Source organism: Rathayibacter sp. AY1B4 (genome assembly GCF_002932815.1).
Lineage (GTDB): Bacteria > Actinomycetota > Actinomycetes > Actinomycetales > Microbacteriaceae > Rathayibacter.
In genome coordinates this window covers 13,890-31,742 of the sequence record NZ_PSWN01000016.1, presented here as the reverse complement: position 1 = coordinate 31,742, position 17,853 = coordinate 13,890, and the positions used below count along the sequence as shown (strand labels likewise).

Here is a 17,853-nt window from a genome sequence, read left to right as displayed (position 1 = left end):
TTCACGAGGCCGCCTCCGCGATGGTGTCCGCGATGAGGGTGTCGAGGATGGAGCGGGCGGTGACCCGGCCGAGGATCCGCGCGGCGGGTCGGCCGTCGACGTCGAGCACGAGGGTGGTAGGGACGGCGTTCGCGGCGAACTTCCCAGAGAACGCGAGGGCCACGGCGGCGTCGGTATCGATGATCGAGGGGTAGGTGATGCCGTAGGTGTTCGCGAACGAGGTGGCGGTGTCGGCTTGGTCGCGAACGTTGACACCGAGAAACGCCGCTCCGTTCCCGTCGTACTGCTCGTGCAGCGCTTGCAGGTCGGGTGCTTCGGCGCGGCAGGGGGCGCAGGCGGCGTACCAGAAGTTCACGACGAGCACCTGCCCGCGGTAATCCTCGGAGCTGATCGCGTCGCCCGTTTCGCTCGTTCCGGCGAAGTCGACCGGCTCGCCGCGGCTGCCGACAGGCCATTCGATGACGGTGCCGTCACCGGCGACGTAGTTCTTGTTCGACCCGCCGCGGTACTGCTCCGCGAGGTCGTCCCGCGCGCATCCGCTGGTCCCGATGCCGATCATCGCGAGCGGGGGAAGGGCCAGCAGGGCGCGGCGGCTGAGGGCGCTCACGAGGCGAGAGCGGCGTCGAGAGCGGCCTGGATGTCTTCGAGGCGTTCGAGCTGGATCGCCTCGTCGTTGACGAAGATCGTCGGCGTGCCCTGCACCCCCAGGTCCTTGCCCGCCTCGAAATCAAAGCGCACCCGCTCGAGCGTCGACGGGTCGGCCACATCCGCGTCGTACTGCTCCAGGTCGAGGCCGATCTCCTCCGCGAAGCCGCGGAACACGTCGGCCTTGGAGTCTTGGCTCTCGCCCCAGCTCGCCTGCGTCTGGAACATCCGGTCGTACATCTCCTCGAACCGGTCCTGCCGCGCTGCTGCCTCGACGGCGAGAGCGGCATTCTCGGAGTTGCGATGCGAGGGAATCGGGAAGTAGCGGGTCGCGAAGGTGACCCGGCCTGCGTACTCCTCACGCAGCTGCTCGATGGTCGGGTAGACGGCCGCGCAGACCTCGCACTCGAAGTCGAGGAACTCGACCAGCGTCACCTTCCCGTCCTCCGCCTGATCGAGCATGTGGGTGTTCTGCTCGAGGACGGGCGTCGCGGCGGCGACCTCTTCGCGGGAGGCGGAGAAGGGCCGGAAGATCGCGATCGCGGCGATGACCGCGACGACGAAGACAGCCGCGGCGATGGCGATCAGGTTGACCTTGGTGCTGGTTTTCACGGGTGGTGCTTTCTGTCAGGCCGGTGGTCGGCAGAAACAAGGGGACGGCGCCGTGATCCGGCGAACGGTGAGGCTCAGGGCTGCGCCTCGATCAGGTTTCGCTCGTCTGTGGTTGGGGCGCGTCCGCTCTGCCGAAGACCTGCAGGAGGGCCCAGCCGGCGATGCCGCAGGTGGTGAAGATGTCGGCGACGTTGAAGATCGCGAACCAGTCGACCGCGATGAAGTCGACGACCTCTCCGCCCAGCGGCGTGTCCGCGGCTCGGCTGATGCGGTCCCAGATGTTCCCTGCGCCACCGCCGGCGGCGAGAGCGAGAAGTGCCGGTCCACCCAGCGGAGCCCCGCGGATGGTCCGCACGAACACCCACACCGTGAGGGTCACAAGAATGACGATCAGTCCGACCGCCAGTGCAGGTCCCAGCTCGGAGCCCATCCCGAAGGCGACGCCGGGGTTGAAGATCAACTCGAACCGCGCTCCGAGAGCGAGCTCGATCGTGCGTCCGTCTTCCAGCGCTGTCAGGGCCCAGCTCTTCGTGAGCTGATCAAGACCGAACGCGGCCGCAATCAGCGCAGCGATGAAAGCCACTCGGAGGACGAGCCTGCGCGTGGCGGGCATCAGAACAGCTCGAGGAGTCGAGGCAGAACACCCGACTCGATCAGGATGAACAGACCCAGGCCGATGAATACGGCAGGCACGAGCCAGTGCTCGACCCTCTCCAACAGCTCGGTCACCGTCTTGTTCGTGCCGACGACGCGAGCGATCAGGCACCACACCGCGACGAGGAGGAAGAACACGATGATCGTGACCACCGTGTCCGCGATCGGGCTCGTGCGGAATACGGGCGTGTAGAGGGAGATGTTGTCCGCGCCGTTCGCGATCGTGATCCCCGCAACGCCCAGCAGCCCGACCGCACTGATCGAACTCTCGTCATCGTCGTCGTCATCATCGCCCCTGCTGCGCAGGGTGCGGATGAGCCCGTACAGACCGATCGCCAGCGGGATCAGGCCCAAAAGCCCCACCCACTCATCCGGGATGATCGTCAACCCGGCGGCGGCAACGACGCTGATCGCGACGAGAGTCGCGAAGCCGAGGTACTGCCCCGCCACAACCTTCCAGCCCGGCAGCGAGCCACGGGCGGACGCGAGGAACAGCACCGTCAGAACCACGATGTCATCGATGTTCGTCGCAGCGAACAGTCCGATTGCCGCCGCGATAGTGCCGATCACGGCGCCACTTCCACGCCCCGACGGACCTCCGATGCGGCAGCGTCCACGTCACGTGCGCTCCGTGCTTCCGCCCCGAACGTGCCGCACAGATCCGCTTGGAACCCCGTCGCCTCCAAAAGTGCCTCAGCGGACTCGAGAAGATCGATCAGCTCCGGACGGGCCAACGAGTAGAACACCTGCCGTCCCTCTGCACGCCCCACGACCAGGCCGCACTCGCGCAGGCAGCTCATGTGCTCAGAAGCCGTCGACTGCGCCACGCCCAGCTCCGCCACTAGATCACTGACCCGAGCCTCACCATGCTGAAGTCGCCGCACGATCTGGAGACGCTTCGGGTCGGCCAAAGAGTGAAAGAGGGAGACGGCGGCAGAGGTGCCCCGCACGTGATCAATCGGCATGCACCGATGTTATCGACAGAAATCGATTTGAGCGACCACTGCCGAGGTGTTCGCGAACGATCGTTTACGAGACGGTCGAGCAGCGCGGCGGTCCAATCGGCGCGCCGTGTTCCACGGCCCGTGTCCGAGAGCTATGACCCGCAACCTACGTTCGCAGTACAGTCAGGCCTATGGCTTCGATCGGATACGCGCGCGTCTCGACCAGAGACCAGAACCCCGACGCTCAGACCGATGCGCTCACGGCAGCCGGCTGCGAGAAGGTGTTCGTCGAGCACGCCTCCGGAGTACTCGCGAAGCGTCCCGCGCTCGAGGACGCTCTCGACTACCTCCGCGAGGGTGACTCCCTCGTCGTGACGAAGCTCGATCGCCTCGGCCGGTCCGTGCGGAACTTGAAAGAGGTAGCCGACGGCCTCCAGCAGCGCGGCGTCGGACTGAAGGCGCTGTCTCAGGGCATCGACACCACCACTCCGGGCGGCCGGCTGTTCTTCCACATGCTCGCCGCGATCGCGGAGTTCGAGCACGACCTCATCGTGGAGCGAACCCACGACGGCCTTGCCGCCGCTCGAGCTCGCGGACGTAAGGGCGGCGGGCGCTTCAAGATGACGCCGACGAAGGCGAAACAGGCGCGTGCGATGTACGACGAGAAGACCTACACGGTCCAGCAGATCGCCGACACCTTCGGCGTGTCTCGCGGCACCATCTACCGCCACCTCACCGAAGACCACTGAGAGCCGCCGCGACGAGCGTCGCGGTTCACAGACCCGAGCGAACACCGGCCTCTGGCCGGCGGCGGTGTTGAGCGCTGTGCGCATTTTTGCCTGGAAGCCTTCGGCAGCGTACGGGCCTCCAGTGTCCGCGCAAGCCGCTGCGCGGCCGGCTCCTCCGAGGTTCTCGGCACGCGGTCGCTGCGCTCCCTCACATCGCGCCGACAACCTCTCCTCCTCCGCCCTCCGGGTTGCGCTCCCGCCTCCGACCCTGCTCGGCACTACGTGCCTTCCAGGCAAAAAAACGCTGGGAGAGAAGGAAGAACAGGCGAGCCAAACCATCCCCGCTGGCTTGACAAATCTGATTGAGAATCACGGCAAAAAAACGATGAGGAAGAGGAAGAACATGCAGCAGATCACCACCGTCAGCACCTTCGTCCCGGCCACGAACGAGGACGGGATGCAGAGCCAGTTGCGCCGGATCGCCGAGCGCGACGTCGACCTCTCAGGTCTGGCACGCAACGGGTGGGCGCTGGCACACACCGCCACGATCCCCGGCCCCGAGGGCGTCATGTTCGTGGACACCCTCACCCGCACCGAATCCTGACCCGCACCACCACCGAGGAGCAAACGCCATGTCCGACACCATCACCACCAGCCCCACGGCCAAGGAGCCGACCCTCTGGGGCGCGGTGGCCGAGTTCGCGTCCGTGTTCTCCCACGGAGACACCGCCGACGAGCTGGCCGTGCGACTCAGCTGCGCCGAGGTCGACGCGCTGGCCGGACTCCTGCGAGCATTCGGACGAGATGAGGCCGCGGACCTGTGGATCGCGGAGCACGCGAGCGACGACGACGAAGGCGACGCCCACACCCCGGAAGGAACCCACCGATGAGCGAGCAGCAGCAGACCACGCCCGACCCGGCGGCGACCTACCAGGCGGCCGTCGCGGCCTTCGCGGCCACGCTCTCCGACCCGGCCGTCACGGAAGCGATCGCCCCGACGCTGCCGTGCTGGCGCGCGACGGGCATCATCGACCTCCTCACCCAGGCCGGACACACCGACGCCGCCGAGAAGTGGGCCGAGCTGCACGCCTGGTCCCCGGTCAACGACGAGCACGACCCGCACCGCGGCGACCGGTGGGACGACTGATGCTCACCGTCTACTCGAAGCCGTCGTGCGTGCAGTGCACCATGACCTACCGGGTGCTCGAGAAGAAGGGCATCGAGTACACCACCGTCGACATCACCACCAACCCCGCAGCGCTCGCGTACGTCACGGAGGAGCTGGGCTACTCCGCCGCCCCCGTGGTCGTCGCGAGCGACCAGGACCACTGGTCGGGCTTCCGCCCCGACCTCATCGAGAAGCACGCCGCATGACCGGCCCGAACATCACCGGTGACGACTACCGGGCCGGGTACCTCGCCGGACAAGCCGACCGGCAAGGCGAAGTCGACTGGCTGGAGAACGAGGCCGACCGGCTCTACCGCCTCGCCTACGGCGACGAGCGCCGCATCCCCGCCCTCACCGTAACGCGCGCCGAGCTCGAACAGCGCAGAGCGCTGTCCGAGCCGCCCGTGGAAGTCACCCGCCGCGACGCTTTGGCGTCCTGGGGCATCGAGACACCCCCCACCGACACACCCGCGGCCGCGGCCGCGAACGAGAACCCGTCGACGTCGACGGGACCCACCAACCGCACGAGCAGGAGACGACAGATGAGCACCAGAACCATCACCGGCAACCTCGCCGCCGACCCCGAAGCCGTGCAGGCGGGCCGCGTGCAGATCGTGAAGCTGCGCGTCATCGAGAACACCGGCGAATACCGCGCGGGGGAGTGGACCCCGCACGACGCCCCGACCACGCACTACGTCGAAGCGAAGTTCGAACTGGGCGAGCACGTGCTCGCCTCCCTCCACAAGGGAGACGCCGTAATCGTCGTCGGCTACGAGCGCACCGTCGCCTGGGGCGAAGGCGAGAACCGCCGCACCGGCCGCGTCCTCGAAGCCGACGCCATCGGCCCCAACCTCACCCGCGCGACCGCCGTCGTCACCACAACCACCCAGCGCGCACCGCGCCGCAGCGCCGCGCCCGTAGCGGAATAATCGCAGCTGATGTTCGATTCCTCGCTGACCATCGCTCTCGCTGTCGTCGGCGCCGCACTCCTCGCCGTCGCACTCGGCCTCGCCGTCAGCAACCGTGCATGGAAGACGGATGGCGCGGTGAACGACCGGAGGGCGGCCCGGACCACGCTCTGGGCGTTGGCACTCATGTTTGCTGGAGCAGCGATTTGGCTCGTTCTCGCGTGGACGACAGAGAGCGTCCCGCCGCTGAGTAGCGGGGTGTACACCGCGAGTGTCGCCCTCTTCGTCCTCATCCAGATCCCCATGCTGCCTCGCCTGGTCCAGCGCGCACGCCAGCGGGACGAGTGAGCGTTAGCGCGCTCAGTTTTTGAGGCGGAGCATGTACAAGATCCCGTGATCCTCCGGGATCGCTGCGCGCACTTCCGGGATCGCCGCGGCCGGCGTCGCCGCGCTGCTGCGCACCACCGTTGATGCCGATTCCGCGCGCGTCCGGTGTGCCAGCTCTTACAGGCTCCCATCGTCGCATCCGACGCTGACACAAACCGCTCGAGCGTGGGGGCCGGCGGGTGACGGAGCACCGCACATCCAAGGCCGCGATGCGGCTCAGTCTCCGAGGTGCCCGGCTCAGGATTCATCCCTCGACGTAGCGTTCGCAGTCGCCCGAACCTTGCAGATCTGCCGGATCGGCACAGTGCAGGAGTGACCAGCTGGCGCCCACGCCCGTGGTCTCTTCGAGACCGTTGTGGCGATCGAACGCCGTCGTCGTGTACACGTCGACGCCGTCGATCGAGCCTCCGACGAACGCGAACGAGACGATCGGGTCGCCTTCGGTAGTCGGTGTGCTCCACGCCAGTTCCGCTTCGTCTCCCGCGATCGCGGCGGTCGCGAGGCACGCTCGAGCCTCGCTAGGCAAGTCACCGCCTTGCTCAAGAACGTATTCGCCGCAGCTTGAGCTGGCGTCGCTACCGGCGACGACGCCACCAGCATCAGGGAGGCTGCGAGCGGCGACGATCGGATCGCCGTTCGGCGCTTTCGACGCGGGTTCAGGTGCAACCGCCGAGCAACCGCTGGCGACAGTGAGCACCGCGATCGCGATCGCAGCTGCCGTAAGGCGGTTCATCCGCCCACCGTAGCCGCCAGCGCCGCCTGCCAGCCAAGCAATTAAGCAGGAGGGCCTGCGCTGCCCGCCCGTGAGGGGCGACCCCCTCACGCTCCCCGGTGTCCCGTTCCGGGGCGCGAGCTGCACTCGCGCAGCGGCGACGGAGCGCCGCCAATGGGAGGCCGCGATGCGGCCCGTTCCACCCGTTTTCTTCACCTCTCCGCGGTTTCAACCTATTTCGCTCCACCGGCTCCGTGCCACCGCTATCGGACGCGCCCTGCGGGCTTATTTCGCCCGCTATCGGCGTCACTGCGCCGCCTCCACTCAAACGGTTTTCCCCGCCGGAGAGGCAAAGAAAAACGATCAGCCAGAGGGAGCACCCACACCATGCAGATCACCACCGACTTGCACACCACCGCGAAGACCTACCTCACGCTCGGAGGCACCCGCGCGGTCGACGTCCGCGTCGTGGGCACCGACCCCAAGACGACGCCCTCGGTGCACGTCACCCGCCGCAAGTCCGGGGTCTGGGAGGCGTGGCACTCCGACCAGCTGCACGGCATCACCAGCGGCTCGTTCCGCCACTGCGTCGCCCACGCCCGCCGCGCAGCGATCCGCCGCGTCGCCCCGTTCCTGAGCCGCTGAGAGGACCACACCATGACCCGCACCGACACCGGCCGCGCGAGCGCCGACCAGCTCGCCCTCATCCTCGCGACCAGCCGCGACGAGGACCCGGAGAACACCACCGCGACCGACGTGGAGATTCTCACGCACACCCGCAACACGCTCGGACTGCCGGGGGAGTGCGGCCCCGGCGGGATGCCCGTCTACGACGACGGCACCGCCGAGGCCGCCGCGTTGATCGCGTTCCTGACGCCCGCCGAGTAGCGCGGGGGAGGGGCCGGCCCTCGGGCCGGCCACGAGGGGCGACCCCCTCGCGCTCCCCCGTGTTCCGCCGAAGGCGGGGCGCGAGCTCCGCACGCGCAGCGGTGACGGAGCACCGCCGGCGGGAGCCGCTACGCGGCGCGTTCCCAGGTTTTCTTCACCTCTCCGCGGTTTCAACCTATCTCGCTCCATCGGCTACGTGCCACCGATCCCGGACGCGCCCTGCGGGCTTATTTCGCCCGTGATCGGCGTCACTCCGCCGACTCCACTCAATTGGTTTTCACTCGCCGGAGAGGCAAAGAAAAACGATCAGGAAGACGACAAAAGCCCCGTAGTGAATGAAGCACCACGGGACCCGTCGCCTCAATGGTCGCACACCGATCAAGGAGAAACCATCGTGACTATCACCACCGGAACCGGGACCGTTCAGCACATCGACCCGACCACCCTCGTCATCGAGGCGAACGTGCGCACCAGCGCCCCCGTGACACGCGATTTCGTCGCGTCGATCCGCGAGAACGGCGTCATCACCCCGATCCTTGCCCGCCGCGACGAGCACGGAAACGTCATCGTCCGCGCAGGCCAGCGCCGCACCCTCGCCGCACGCGAGGCCGGAGTCGCCACGGTCCCCGTCTACGTCGTGGAGGGCGACGACACCACCGCGGACCGGATCATTCAGCAGATCATCGAGAACGACCAGCGCGCCGAACTCAGCACCGCGGATCGCACCGCCGCCTGGGCGCAGCTCGCGTTCGAGGGCATCACCGCCTCGCAGATCGCCAAGCGCACCGGAACCAAGACCGACGCGGTGAAGAAGGGCCTCGCCGTCGCGGAGTCCGCGACCGTCACGTCCGTTCTCCACGAGCACGAGCTGACTCTCGACCAGGCCGCGGTGCTGTTGGAGTTCGAGGACGACGCCGACGCCCGCGCCCACCTGATCGAGGTCGCGACCAACGACCCGACCCAGTTCGAGCACACCGCGCAGAGCCTCCGCGAGGACGCCGCGGAGAAGGCACGCCTCGCCGCCGTCGAGCAGGAGCAGATCGCGAACGGCTTCCAGGTGCTCACCCGCTCCGACGCCTACGGCGAGGGCAGCCCGTGGGTCGCCCTCCGCAAGCTCCGCACGGCCGACGGGGAGCAGGTCACCGCCGAGCACATCGCCGCGATCCCGGTTCGCGGGGCTCTCATCGACACCCGCTGGAACGGCGACATCGACGTGACCCACTTCGTGCAGGAGCCCACGGAGGCCGGATTCACCTACGCCTACCGCGGCGACGTGCCCGCCGCGGCGCTCACCCCCGAGGAGGCGGAGGAGGAGCGCGTCGAGAAGTCCGCCGAGCGGAAGGTGCTCATCGCCAACAACAAGGCGTGGACTGCCGCCGAGACGGTCCGCCGCCAGTGGATCGCCACGTTCCTCAGCCGCAAGACGCTTCCGAAGGATGCGGATCGGGTGATCGCTCTCGGGCTCACCGCGCACCGGTTTGCGGTGTCGTCGGGGATGAGCAACGGCAGCGACCTCGCCCACACGCTGCTCGGCATCGACCGCCCCTCCGGCTACCGCACCGACGCTCTCGCCGCGCTGGTCGAGGCGAACCCGGCGAAGGCCCGGCTGGTCGCGCTGGCCGTCGTGCTCGGAGGTCAGGAGGCGAACACGAGCAAGGAGTCGTGGCGACGCGGCGACGAGCGCGCCGCCGCCCACTTCCGCCAGCTCGCTGCGTGGGGGTACGCGCTCTCCCCGGTCGAGCAGGTCGTCACGGGCGAGAGCACCCCGGCTAACGCCGCCGGGATCAGCTAGCCGCTCCGCGGGGACCGGCATCCGCCGGTCCCCGCACCCCCGCTCCCGACTCCTGCAGAAAGGCCCGCCATGACCACCACCACGACACCCGCCGTCGACGTCGACGTGTGGGGACACACCCCGGCGCTGCGCGATGCGCAAGCCGCCGTCGCCGCCGCCACCGCGACCGGCGACCTCGACGCGATCGCCGCGGCCGCGCGAGCGCTGATCGTCGCCGCGGCCGCGCACGCCTGGCCCACCGCTACCGCCCTCGTGTTCAAGTACGAGACGACCGGCCCCGTCGCCCACGTCTGGGGGCTGTGGAGAGTCCTCGACGCCGATCGTCAGACCCTCCGCGAGTGGGAGGACGACCCGGGCGGCATGAGCGATGAGTCCGAGGAGGAGCTGGTGGCCCTGGACCTCATCAGCAACCGCCGCGAAACCCTCGACTACACCGACTTCGGAAAGCCCATCGGCTCCACCGTCCTGATCCTGCACACCCTCACCCTCTGAGCGCGGGCGCGGGCCGCCCCGGACCGGGCCGGCCCGTGAGGGGCGACCCCCTCACACTCCCCGATGTTCCACCGGCGGCGGGGCGCGAGCTCCGCCCGCGCAGCGTCGACGGAGCGACGCCCGGAGGTCGACCGGCTGCGCCGGCCGCCGTTGGTCGCCCTGCGGGCTCACACCCTTTTTTGCCGTGATTCTCAATCAGGTTGTCAAGCAGTTTGGCCCCGGTTGGAGGAGGAGCGCGGCAAGGCGTTTAAGGCTCGCGCTACGAACCGATGGCCGCGAGGTTGGTCGCCTCCGCTGGCCGCGTCGATCGGATGGGGCATTTGCAGCGTCATGGCAGGGCTGCCTTCGTCAGTGCTCGTACGGTTCCCAATTTCCACCATTGGGTGGTTCCTCGACTGATGAATCGTCCGTTAGGAGAATGCTCCGGTCCATTGAGGGGACGAGTGTACCCCCGGACACAATGAGGTAGCGCTCTTTTCCGCGAGATCGGCCAATTGCCTCACTTATTTCAGCTAGGAGTATCTGATCTTCGACGATATGCGAAATGTGGAGGCGAGTATTCTCATTGAGTATTAGAAGCATCGAGCGGCCATCCCCTCGGCGCCTAAGTAAAATCGCTTCATCATCAACTTTGCTTACGTCGAATTTTGACTCGAGAGTTTCAAAGAACGTCATCTCGCGCACCGTACCACTTGATCCGCGTCATTGCAAGAAACCTGCGAGGGGCCTGGAAGGTGCTTTTCATCATGCTCAAATCATCTTAGGCTAGTTCAAGTCATTACTAGATATCGGGGGATAAAGTATGAGAAAAGCATTTAAAGTTCTGATGACGGCGGTGATTGCTGTAGGGCTTTCGGGCGGGGCGATGTCCAATGCGGCGGCCGTCGAGGCGGTGCCGCAAGATTCTGTCGCCACGCTTGAGCGGCCGGCCGGCGGGACGTGGTTGCTCGACAGCCCTGGTACGCCAGGCGGTGGGGTTCAGGCGCGGGCCGACGTAGGTTGTGCCGCGGGGACGACCTCCTACCCACAGGCGCCTGCCTACGCGTGTCTTGCTGTGTTCCAGGACCAGACGGGCGAGAAGGTTGTTTTGCGACAGGGACAGTCAGGTGCGTCAGCTTTCGGCTACCTGCACGGATTGATCGACCACGGGGTCGAAGAACAAACTATCGACGCAGTAGTGACGGGCAGCGCGGCAGGACAGTTGCAGGCCAATGGCCGCTATCTCTATGGTGCGGTCTTTCTGAAAGACGGTGAGCCTCAGATTCGTTTCGAGACGATTCATGACCGACAGCCCTCGTCTGCAAGTCCAGATGCATTCGAGCTCGGTGTCGTCACGTCCTACTGCAAGGGCCCAGCGATTCAGGCGCCCGAGGAGGCCTGCCCCCAATGGGTGAACGATTCGCTCCCAGCAGGTATCGGCGGCTGAAGCCTCTGCTGTTCAGGCTGGTCTAGAACTCACCATGTAGCCGCGCAGGCCAAAACTTTGACCTGCGCGGCTATTAGTGTGCCATCTCGTTATCTGATCTAATGGTAACGGAGTCGTATCCCGCTAGGCATGGCGGAGAGAGCCCATGGCGTGGCTGACGTTATGGGGCTGTGTTGGTTGGTGAAGCTCCTACGCGTTTAGGACCGGGGCGGTGAAGGGTGTGCCGTCCCGAATGATGGCCCATATGACGTTGATACGGCGGCGGGCAAGGGCGATGAGGGCTTGCTTGTGGGATTTGCCCTCGTGGCGTTTGCGTTCGTAGAAGGTCCGTGATGTGTCGCAGTGCATGGAGGCGATGAACGCGGCTTGGAAGCAGGCGTTCAGTAGCCGCCGGTCGTAGCGGCGTGGTCGGTGATGGTTTCCGGAAATCTTCCCAGAGTCGTGCGTTGAGGGGGCGAGGCCGGCGAAGCTGGCGAGTCGGTCGGGTGTTCCGAAGTAGGAGAGGTCGGCACCGGTTGCGGCGAAGAAGTCCGCTGCAAGGCGGGGTCCGAAGCCGGGAACGCTCATGAGAAGGTTGGCGTGAGGGTGATCCTTCAGGCGTGCGTCGATCTCGGTATCCAGGTCGAGGAGTTCTTGGCGGAGGCGAAGTAGGTCGTGTGCGATCTGGCTGACCAATCGAGCCGCAGCTGCTTCGCCGTGAACCGCAGTGTGCTGCTCAGCCGCCGCCCCCAGCGCTGTCGTGGCGAGTGCGGCTGGGGTGCGGGCTCCGTTCTTCTTGAGCCAGTTGGTGAGTCGCTGTTGGCCGATGCGGCGTAGTGCGGCGGGTGTCTGGTACTTGGTCAGCAGGATCAGCGGAGACTTCGTGGCCGCGTAGTTGAAGGCGGCCTCGAGTGCGGGGAAGTAGTGCGCAAGGGTTGAGCGGAGGCGGTTCGCGGCGCGGGTGCGGTCGTGGATCAGATCCTCGCGGCGAGCGGAGAGCAATCGGAGTTCGGCCGAGACGTCGTCGATTTGCCGAATGGGCTCGAGGTCGTGGCGCATCCGAGCTTGATCGGCGATGATCACGGCGTCCTTGGCGTCGGTCTTCGCCTCACCGCGGTAGGTATTCGCCGCGTGGTGAACCGCTCGTCCGGGGATGTAGTGCAGGGGCTGCGCATGCGCGGAAAGCACTGCCTGCAAGAGGCCGACTCCGCCATGGTTGAGGTCAGTCGTCCAGGTGATCTCGGCACCTGCCTGCACGCTTGTCACGTCGCCGATTAGGGTGAGGATCTCGGGTTCGCGGTTAGCGAAGCGGCGGGAGAGGAGCTTGTTCCCGTCTGCGTCGATGACGACGCAGTGGTGGTGGTTCTTGCCGGCATCGATCCCGGCCCAGAGTTGCGGCACGCGCATGTCCTTCCTCGAGGTGTGTTTTCGTGCGCGCCTTCAGCGACCAAGCCGGCAAGTCCCTACGGGGCGATGAATCGCGTTTCTCAATGAGCGGTCGTGTCGTTGCGGGGTCCCGGGTGGCAAATCACGGCGTGCCATCACTGGGCTGAAGCCTTCTGGCCATACCTGGGATCCCTGGCGCGTTCCGAAGCTTACGAACGCTTCGGATCCACGTTTTTCACCGTAGGGAAGCCTTCGGCGGCTCCCTCCGCTTCGCTGCGGTCGTAGCTACCTACGGGCTCCGTTCAAGTGGCTGCGCCACCGACTCCTCCGAGACTTTCAGCACGCGGTCGCTGCGCTCCCTTATTTCGCGCCGAAACTCTCTCCCCCCTCGCCCTGCGGGTTGCACTGCGCCCTCCGGTTGCTAAGGCGGAAAACCGCCTTCCAGCTCGAGCAGACACGGCCGCTGGCGTGATCGGCGTTGCGACGAGCCGTGCACCGGTCAGCGCATCTCGTGCGCGATCTCCAGGAACGCCGCCGCGGACGACCCGATGCGATCGGACCAGATGGCGCGGAGGGGTCGCACGAGTGCTGGTCCGCGGAGGGGCACTCGTATCAGTGAGCGCGCGGCGAGATCTGTTTCGACGGTGAGGATGCTCATGACTGCGGGCGCGATGCCGGCGCGGGCGTTCGCTCGGATGATCGCCGTCGTTTCAAGGATCGCGGCGGGAGTCGTGAGTGCGAGCCCGGCGTCGTGGAGCCATGCTTCGAGGGTCGTCCGGGTGCCGGAGCCTTCCTCTCGTGTCAGCAGTGCGGTGCCGGCCAAGTCCTCGGCGCTGATACTCGCCGCGCGTGCCCAGGGGTGGTCGGGTGCCACGACGACAGCGAGTTCGTCCTCCGTGACCACGTCAGAGGAGAGCGTGGCCGTGGACGCTGGTGTCTCGACGAATCCGAGTTGCGCGGCACCGGATCTCACGAGCTCTGTGACCGTGGCTGAATTGCCGGCGATCAGCTGCACACTCACCTCGGGTGTGCGCTGTCGGAATTCGAGGAGCCAGCGTGGGAGCAGCAGTTCGGCGATGGTCTGCGACGCCGCGAGAACCAGTGAGCCGGTCGGCTGTCGCAGTGCTGCCGCGCCCGCCTCGAGGCGGCGGGACGCCTCGAGGACCGGGCCGGCCAGCTCGAGCACGAGCCGGCCCGCGTCGGTCATCAGGGACCCGGTCGGAGAGCGGCGCACGAGCGGCTGCCCGATGGCGCGCTCCGCGACCCGCAGACGCGCCGAGACGGCCTGCTGGGTGACGCCGAGGTCTTCGGCAGCGCGGGAGAGCGAGCCCGCCTCGGCGATGCGCTCGAGCACCTCCAGCGTGTCGAGATCCAGGATCCGGTCCGTCAATCGCCGCGTCGCCACAAGCACTCATTGTGCCCCGCCAAGACGATCGCTGTATCGGCTGGTGCCGGCGATGCTCAGGCTGGAGGCATGACAACTCTCTCCCCCGCCCGCGCATCTTCCTCGATCGGGCATCCTCCGCGGTCGAGGCGCTTGTTCCGGGAGTTGGAGCATCCGGGACTGATCGTGTCGAACCTGACGCCGAACTGGTTCGCGTCGATCATGGGCACCGGCATCGTCGCGGTCGCCGCCGCGTCCCTGCCACTCCAGTTCCCCGGACTCCGCACCGGGGCCACCGTCGTCTGGGCGATCGCCGCGCTGCTGCTCGTCGCGCTGACGGTCGCGACCGGGCTGCACTGGGTCCGCTACCGCGGTACAGCGGTGAGGCACCACCTGAATCCCGTGCTCTCGCACTTCTACGGCGCGCCGCCCATGGCGTTCCTCACTGTCGGCGCGGGAACCCTCCTCCTCGGCAAGGACTGGATCGGCCTGCCGGCCGCTGTCACCATCGACTGGGTGCTCTGGGGTGCGGGGACTCTCGGCGGGCTGGTGACGGCGGTCCTGGTGCCCTACCTCGCGTTCACCCGGCATGAGAACAAGCCCGATTCGGCGTTCGGCGGCTGGCTGATGCCGATCGTTCCGCCGATGGTGTCCGCTTCCACCGGCGCACTGCTGCTGCCGTACGCGCCCGCCGGGCAAGCGCGGGAGACGCTCCTGTGGTCCTGCTACGGCTTCTTCGGCCTCAGCCTGGTCGCGTCGCTGGTGGTGATCACCCTGATCTGGAACCGGCTCGCGCAGCACAAGGTCGGAGCGGCGGGGATGGTGCCGACGCTGTGGATCGTCCTCGGTCCGGTCGGACAGTCGATCACCGCCGTGAATCTGCTCGCCTCGAACGCGCCCACCGTCGTGGACGCCGGCATGGCGCGTGCGCTGCTGGTCGTGGCTCTGGTGTACGGCTTCGCGATGCTCGGCTTCGCACTGCTCTGGACCGTCATCGCCCTCGCGATCACCCTCCGCACCGCGAAGGAGCACCTGCCGTTCAGCCTGACGTGGTGGTCGTTCACGTTCCCCGTCGGCACCTGCGTCACCGGACTGAACGGCCTCGCCCTGCACTCCGGTCTCACGGTTGTCGCCGGCCTCGCGGTGCTCTACTACGTCGGCCTGGTCGCCGCGTGGATCATCGTCGCCGCCCGCACGTTCCACGGTTCCGTGATCCGCGGAACCCTGCTCGCACCACCGCGGCCGGCCTGACCGGGATCGAGGACCATCGTGGATGTCCGAAGCCTGAACGCCCTCGCCGAGACCTGGCGGAGTACCGCGGACGCGACCGGACGCTTCGTTCCGGGCTTCGATCCCTGCTCCGGCGGCACCGCCAGTCGCGTCCTGGTGCTGATGCAGTCACCCGGCCCTCGGACGATCGCCGCGGGATCCGCTGCCGTCTGCAGCGAGGACAACCTCGGGCCCACCGCCGCCGCGTTCCGGGCGGCCCGAATCGAGTCCGGACTCTCCCGCGACCACTACCTCCGATGGAACCTCATCCCGTGGGAGATCCCTGGCCGCGTCCGCCCCGCGGACATCGAGGAGGGTCGGCTCGCGCTCGGTGAGCTGCTGGAGCTGCTGCCCGCGCTCGGCGCCGTCGTCACCTACGGGACCGTGGCGCTCGACGGGGTCATGCGCTATCTGACCCTGCACGATGATCCCCGTGTCGTCCCCGTACTCGCGGCACCGCACCCCTCACCGGCCAACGGACGTCACCGCGCCGACCAGCACCTCCGCTCCGTGAACGCGCTCCGCCTCGCGAATCGTCTCGGATCCGGTCGGCGAATCGCAGACTGACGGCACTGAAGGGAGACGTCCGCGGCTCGGTCGGCACCGGTCGTCGTGACCGATGAGGCGCTGATCTCAGACGGTCCCCGTCCTCGGACCGCTGACGGGAGCGGCCGGGTCGTCCACGACGTCGACGGTGTACGCCGCGCCGTGCTCGAGCGTGTGGCCGACGGTGCACTGGCGATCCACGGCCCGGTGGGTGCGTTCGGACAGTGAGGCGATCCGCTCGGGATCGAGCGCCGACAGGTCGGCGCGGATCACGGCGGTGATGGAGTCGTAGCGGTCCTCACCCTCGGGCTTGGTCGCGGTGATGTCGGTGGTCGCTTCGAAGTCGGCTCCGAGTCGGCTGGCGAGGAGGTGGTCCGAGGAGAGCATGCCGCAGGCGGCGAGGGCGAGGTGCAGCAGCTCGCCGGGCGAGAACACGCCGTCGGCGTCCGACCCGCCGATGCGGACCTCGGCTCCTCGCGCGTTGCGGCCGATGAAGCTTCTCGGGCCCTCGCGGGTGATGTGCAGCGGTGTGGTCTCGGTGCTCATGGTCTGCTCCTGTCCTGTGTCCGCGGCACCGCGGGCAGTGCCGGTGTCTCCTGCGGGTGGGCGGTGTCTCAGGTGTCGGTGCGGACGAGGGGGGAGTTCGTGCCGCGGACCCTGATGTCGACACCGGTGATCTCCGACCGGGCGATGCCCGTGGACGCCGCCAGGTCGACGGCGCGCTGCCCGGCCGCCGTCCAGGTGGCGACGGTGATCGTGCTGCCGTCTGTGCGGGTGATCACGAGTTCGTACTCCGCGTCGGCGGGCGCATCACCACTGTAGGTGCAGCTCCACTCCAGCCGGGTGCCCCACGGCTTCCCCTCGACCTGGATGTCCGCAGCGAGAGCGGGATCGTCCGCGATCGGGTCCATCGGTTCGAGGGTCGCCTCGCTCGCCACGGGAGCACCCGCGATGCCCGTGCCGAGAGCGACGCCTCCGAAGACGGAGGCGGTGACGGCGGCCGCGACGGCGAGGGACGTCACCAGCTGGCGCCGACGTCGGCGCGTCCGGACACGGTGAGCGATGGCGGGCAGCGTCACCGGGGAGGGCGGCGCGTCCTCGCCGTCGTCCGATGCGCTGATGGCGAGAGCATCCTCGACGGAGAGCCGACCGACGATGCCGGGCAGTCCTGCCAGCTCTGCCACGGCCGCGCGGCAGGCCGCGCAGCCGCTGAGGTGCTGCTCGTACTCGAGTCGCTGATCCGCGGGGAGAGCGCCGAGGACGTAGGACGCGTCCCAGTCGCGGTACTCGTCCTCCGTCGCAGAGCTTCCGTGGTGGTCGTTCATCGGGTGACGCCCCTTTCCTGCAGAGCCAGTCGCAGTCCGCGCAGTCCGTAGTGCAATCGAGATTTCGCTGTTCCCTCGGGGATGGAGTGCCGGCGGGCGATCTCGGGGACGGTGTGTCCGAGGAAGTACGCGTCCACCACGATCCGACGATGCTCCACCGACAGCGATGCGAGAGCGTCGGCGACGAGGATGCTGTCCAGGACTGCGTCGGTGTGATCGGGGACGGCGCCGCCGCCGTCCTCGTCCTTCGCCGGCACTTCGCGTCGGCTCCGAGCGGAGCGGGCGTCGTCGATGACGAGGTTGCGGGCGACGGTGAACAGCCACGCGCGAGCGGCGTCGGCGTCGCGTTCGAGGACCTGCGGGCGCTGCCAGGCCCGGACCATCGTCTCCTGCACGACGTCCTCCGTCAGCGCCGCGTTCCGAGTGAGGTTCTGCACGAAGCGCCGCAGCGCCGGGCCGTGACTCTCGTATAGCGCCGCCAGGAGCTCATCGACGGGGCGGGGCACAGTGCTCACCGCCTCGAAGCGCCACGGCGCACTCCGTCATCTCGGTTGCTCCGATCACTGCGGGTCATCCCTTCCGGTCTTTGCCTGTCGAGAACCGGCGACC

25 protein-coding genes and 1 pseudogene are annotated in these 17,853 nt (G+C 67.7%); 14 read left to right on the top strand and 12 right to left on the bottom strand.

Going from position 1 to position 17,853, the window contains the following annotated elements:
- Position 1: 1 nt before the first annotated feature.
- The 5 genes from C5D66_RS11490 to C5D66_RS11470 form a co-directional block, all read right to left on the bottom strand.
- Positions 2–607 carry a TlpA disulfide reductase family protein gene (locus tag C5D66_RS11490; RefSeq protein WP_104233615.1) on the bottom strand — a complete coding sequence of 202 codons (606 nt, stop codon included), beginning with the start codon at positions 605–607 and terminating at the stop codon, positions 2–4.
- Entirely contained in the window at positions 604–1,257 is a 654-nt protein-coding gene (locus tag C5D66_RS11485) for a thioredoxin domain-containing protein (RefSeq protein WP_082481720.1), read from the bottom strand. Before C5D66_RS11485 ends, C5D66_RS11490 begins: the two co-directional genes overlap by 4 nt.
- Before the next feature lie 91 nt (positions 1,258–1,348).
- Positions 1,349–1,870 (bottom strand): signal peptidase II, encoded by a 522-nt coding sequence (locus C5D66_RS11480; RefSeq protein ID WP_055794457.1) that lies wholly within the window; start codon positions 1,868–1,870, stop codon positions 1,349–1,351.
- Positions 1,870–2,481 (bottom strand): cadmium resistance transporter, encoded by a 612-nt coding sequence (locus C5D66_RS11475; RefSeq protein ID WP_055794455.1) that lies wholly within the window; start codon positions 2,479–2,481, stop codon positions 1,870–1,872. Before C5D66_RS11475 ends, C5D66_RS11480 begins: the two co-directional genes overlap by 1 nt.
- Positions 2,478–2,876, bottom strand: a complete 399-nt coding sequence (locus tag C5D66_RS11470) for a helix-turn-helix transcriptional regulator (RefSeq protein WP_055794452.1) — start codon at positions 2,874–2,876, stop codon at positions 2,478–2,480. The genes C5D66_RS11475 and C5D66_RS11470 overlap by 4 nt, the downstream gene beginning before the upstream one ends.
- Positions 2,877–3,046: 170 nt before the next feature.
- On the opposite strand from C5D66_RS11470, the gene C5D66_RS11465 reads away from it, so the two are divergent.
- The 7 genes from C5D66_RS11465 (at position 3,047) to C5D66_RS11435 (ending at position 6,006) form a co-directional block, all read left to right on the top strand.
- Positions 3,047–3,604, top strand: coding sequence for a recombinase family protein (locus tag C5D66_RS11465; protein WP_104256092.1), 558 nt, complete (start codon positions 3,047–3,049; stop codon positions 3,602–3,604).
- A gap of 382 nt (positions 3,605–3,986) precedes the next feature.
- Positions 3,987–4,187, top strand: coding sequence for a hypothetical protein (locus tag C5D66_RS11460; protein WP_104234445.1), 201 nt, complete (start codon positions 3,987–3,989; stop codon positions 4,185–4,187).
- A 28-nt stretch (positions 4,188–4,215) separates the two neighbouring features.
- Positions 4,216–4,473 (top strand): hypothetical protein, encoded by a 258-nt coding sequence (locus C5D66_RS11455; protein WP_219814232.1) that lies wholly within the window; start codon positions 4,216–4,218, stop codon positions 4,471–4,473.
- The gene (locus C5D66_RS11450) at positions 4,470–4,730 is read left to right on the top strand and encodes a hypothetical protein (RefSeq protein ID WP_104256091.1); all 261 of its coding nucleotides are present in this window, start codon (positions 4,470–4,472) and stop codon (positions 4,728–4,730) included. The genes C5D66_RS11455 and C5D66_RS11450 overlap by 4 nt, the downstream gene beginning before the upstream one ends.
- Entirely contained in the window at positions 4,727–4,957 is a 231-nt protein-coding gene (nrdH, locus tag C5D66_RS11445) for a glutaredoxin-like protein NrdH (protein WP_056045893.1), read from the top strand. Before C5D66_RS11450 ends, nrdH begins: the two co-directional genes overlap by 4 nt.
- Complete coding sequence (locus C5D66_RS11440; protein WP_104256090.1) at positions 4,954–5,679, top strand: single-stranded DNA-binding protein; 726 nt, start codon at positions 4,954–4,956, stop codon at positions 5,677–5,679. The genes nrdH and C5D66_RS11440 overlap by 4 nt, the downstream gene beginning before the upstream one ends.
- Before the next feature lie 9 nt (positions 5,680–5,688).
- The gene (locus C5D66_RS11435; RefSeq protein ID WP_104256089.1) at positions 5,689–6,006 is read left to right on the top strand and encodes a hypothetical protein; all 318 of its coding nucleotides are present in this window, start codon (positions 5,689–5,691) and stop codon (positions 6,004–6,006) included.
- Between the two features lie 283 nt (positions 6,007–6,289).
- Here C5D66_RS11435 and C5D66_RS16830 read toward each other — a convergent pair whose 3' ends face one another.
- Positions 6,290–6,778: a hypothetical protein gene (locus C5D66_RS16830; RefSeq protein WP_146079350.1), complete on the bottom strand. Its 489-nt coding sequence runs from the start codon at positions 6,776–6,778 to the stop codon at positions 6,290–6,292.
- A gap of 366 nt (positions 6,779–7,144) precedes the next feature.
- On the opposite strand from C5D66_RS16830, the gene C5D66_RS11430 reads away from it, so the two are divergent.
- The 5 genes from C5D66_RS11430 (at position 7,145) to C5D66_RS16825 (ending at position 11,355) form a co-directional block, all read left to right on the top strand.
- Entirely contained in the window at positions 7,145–7,402 is a 258-nt protein-coding gene (locus tag C5D66_RS11430) for a hypothetical protein (RefSeq protein WP_104256088.1), read from the top strand.
- Positions 7,403–7,414: 12 nt separating this feature from the next.
- Entirely contained in the window at positions 7,415–7,645 is a 231-nt protein-coding gene (locus tag C5D66_RS11425; protein ID WP_104256087.1) for a hypothetical protein, read from the top strand.
- Between the two features lie 394 nt (positions 7,646–8,039).
- On the top strand, positions 8,040–9,437 hold the full coding sequence (locus C5D66_RS11420) for a ParB/RepB/Spo0J family partition protein (protein ID WP_159424188.1): 1,398 nt from the start codon (positions 8,040–8,042) through the stop codon (positions 9,435–9,437).
- 69 nt (positions 9,438–9,506) lie between these two features.
- On the top strand, positions 9,507–9,929 hold the full coding sequence (locus C5D66_RS11415; protein ID WP_056045796.1) for a hypothetical protein: 423 nt from the start codon (positions 9,507–9,509) through the stop codon (positions 9,927–9,929).
- A gap of 802 nt (positions 9,930–10,731) precedes the next feature.
- A complete protein-coding gene (locus C5D66_RS16825; RefSeq protein ID WP_146079351.1) occupies positions 10,732–11,355 on the top strand; it encodes a hypothetical protein in 624 nt (207 codons plus the stop codon).
- 189 nt (positions 11,356–11,544) lie between these two features.
- Here the strand turns inward: C5D66_RS16825 and C5D66_RS11410 are convergent, their stop codons facing one another.
- From C5D66_RS11410 to C5D66_RS17645, 3 genes and pseudogenes are all read right to left on the bottom strand, one after another.
- Positions 11,545–12,735: an IS110 family transposase gene (locus tag C5D66_RS11410; protein WP_181067910.1), complete on the bottom strand. Its 1,191-nt coding sequence runs from the start codon at positions 12,733–12,735 to the stop codon at positions 11,545–11,547.
- Between the two features lie 484 nt (positions 12,736–13,219).
- Complete coding sequence (locus C5D66_RS11405) at positions 13,220–13,927, bottom strand: LysR substrate-binding domain-containing protein (RefSeq protein WP_244248318.1); 708 nt, start codon at positions 13,925–13,927, stop codon at positions 13,220–13,222.
- Positions 13,928–13,969: 42 nt separating this feature from the next.
- A pseudogene (locus C5D66_RS17645) lies at positions 13,970–14,074 on the bottom strand (LysR family transcriptional regulator); the annotation flags it as partial.
- A gap of 216 nt (positions 14,075–14,290) precedes the next feature.
- Between C5D66_RS17645 and C5D66_RS11400 the strand changes: the two are divergent.
- Complete coding sequence (locus tag C5D66_RS11400) at positions 14,291–15,355, top strand: TDT family transporter (protein WP_020624523.1); 1,065 nt, start codon at positions 14,291–14,293, stop codon at positions 15,353–15,355.
- 18 nt (positions 15,356–15,373) lie between these two features.
- On the top strand, positions 15,374–15,940 hold the full coding sequence (locus tag C5D66_RS11395) for a uracil-DNA glycosylase family protein (RefSeq protein ID WP_235576811.1): 567 nt from the start codon (positions 15,374–15,376) through the stop codon (positions 15,938–15,940).
- 66 nt (positions 15,941–16,006) lie between these two features.
- On the opposite strand, the gene C5D66_RS11390 is transcribed toward C5D66_RS11395, so the two are convergent.
- The 3 genes from C5D66_RS11390 to C5D66_RS11380 form a co-directional block, all read right to left on the bottom strand.
- Positions 16,007–16,465, bottom strand: coding sequence for an OsmC family protein (locus tag C5D66_RS11390; protein ID WP_055794432.1), 459 nt, complete (start codon positions 16,463–16,465; stop codon positions 16,007–16,009).
- A 68-nt stretch (positions 16,466–16,533) separates the two neighbouring features.
- Positions 16,534–17,244, bottom strand: a complete 711-nt coding sequence (locus tag C5D66_RS11385; protein WP_104256083.1) for an anti-sigma factor — start codon at positions 17,242–17,244, stop codon at positions 16,534–16,536.
- A complete protein-coding gene (locus C5D66_RS11380) occupies positions 17,241–17,750 on the bottom strand; it encodes a sigma-70 family RNA polymerase sigma factor (protein ID WP_055794427.1) in 510 nt (169 codons plus the stop codon). The genes C5D66_RS11385 and C5D66_RS11380 overlap by 4 nt, the downstream gene beginning before the upstream one ends.
- Positions 17,751–17,853: the final 103 nt, after the last annotated feature.

Bases quoted from the DNA above. Each gene is read 5' to 3' on its own strand.
- C5D66_RS11480 (WP_055794457.1), bottom strand. From the start codon at position 1,870: ATGCCCGCCACGCGCAGGCTCGTCCTCCGAGTGGCTTTCATCGCTGCG.
- C5D66_RS11470 (WP_055794452.1), bottom strand. From the start codon at position 2,876: ATGCCGATTGATCACGTGCGGGGCACCTCTGCCGCCGTCTCCCTCTTT.
- C5D66_RS11465 (WP_104256092.1), top strand. From the start codon at position 3,047: ATGGCTTCGATCGGATACGCGCGCGTCTCGACCAGAGACCAGAACCCC.
- C5D66_RS11460 (WP_104234445.1), top strand. From the start codon at position 3,987: ATGCAGCAGATCACCACCGTCAGCACCTTCGTCCCGGCCACGAACGAG.
- C5D66_RS11455 (WP_219814232.1), top strand. From the start codon at position 4,216: ATGTCCGACACCATCACCACCAGCCCCACGGCCAAGGAGCCGACCCTC.
- C5D66_RS11450 (WP_104256091.1), top strand. From the start codon at position 4,470: ATGAGCGAGCAGCAGCAGACCACGCCCGACCCGGCGGCGACCTACCAG.
- C5D66_RS11440 (WP_104256090.1), top strand. From the start codon at position 4,954: ATGACCGGCCCGAACATCACCGGTGACGACTACCGGGCCGGGTACCTC.
- C5D66_RS11435 (WP_104256089.1), top strand. From the start codon at position 5,689: ATGTTCGATTCCTCGCTGACCATCGCTCTCGCTGTCGTCGGCGCCGCA.
- C5D66_RS16830 (WP_146079350.1), bottom strand. From the start codon at position 6,778: ATGAACCGCCTTACGGCAGCTGCGATCGCGATCGCGGTGCTCACTGTC.
- C5D66_RS11430 (WP_104256088.1), top strand. From the start codon at position 7,145: ATGCAGATCACCACCGACTTGCACACCACCGCGAAGACCTACCTCACG.
- C5D66_RS11425 (WP_104256087.1), top strand. From the start codon at position 7,415: ATGACCCGCACCGACACCGGCCGCGCGAGCGCCGACCAGCTCGCCCTC.
- C5D66_RS11415 (WP_056045796.1), top strand. From the start codon at position 9,507: ATGACCACCACCACGACACCCGCCGTCGACGTCGACGTGTGGGGACAC.
- C5D66_RS16825 (WP_146079351.1), top strand. From the start codon at position 10,732: ATGAGAAAAGCATTTAAAGTTCTGATGACGGCGGTGATTGCTGTAGGG.
- C5D66_RS11405 (WP_244248318.1), bottom strand. From the start codon at position 13,927: ATGACCGACGCGGGCCGGCTCGTGCTCGAGCTGGCCGGCCCGGTCCTC.
- C5D66_RS11390 (WP_055794432.1), bottom strand. From the start codon at position 16,465: ATGAGCACCGAGACCACACCGCTGCACATCACCCGCGAGGGCCCGAGA.
- C5D66_RS11385 (WP_104256083.1), bottom strand. From the start codon at position 17,244: ATGAACGACCACCACGGAAGCTCTGCGACGGAGGACGAGTACCGCGAC.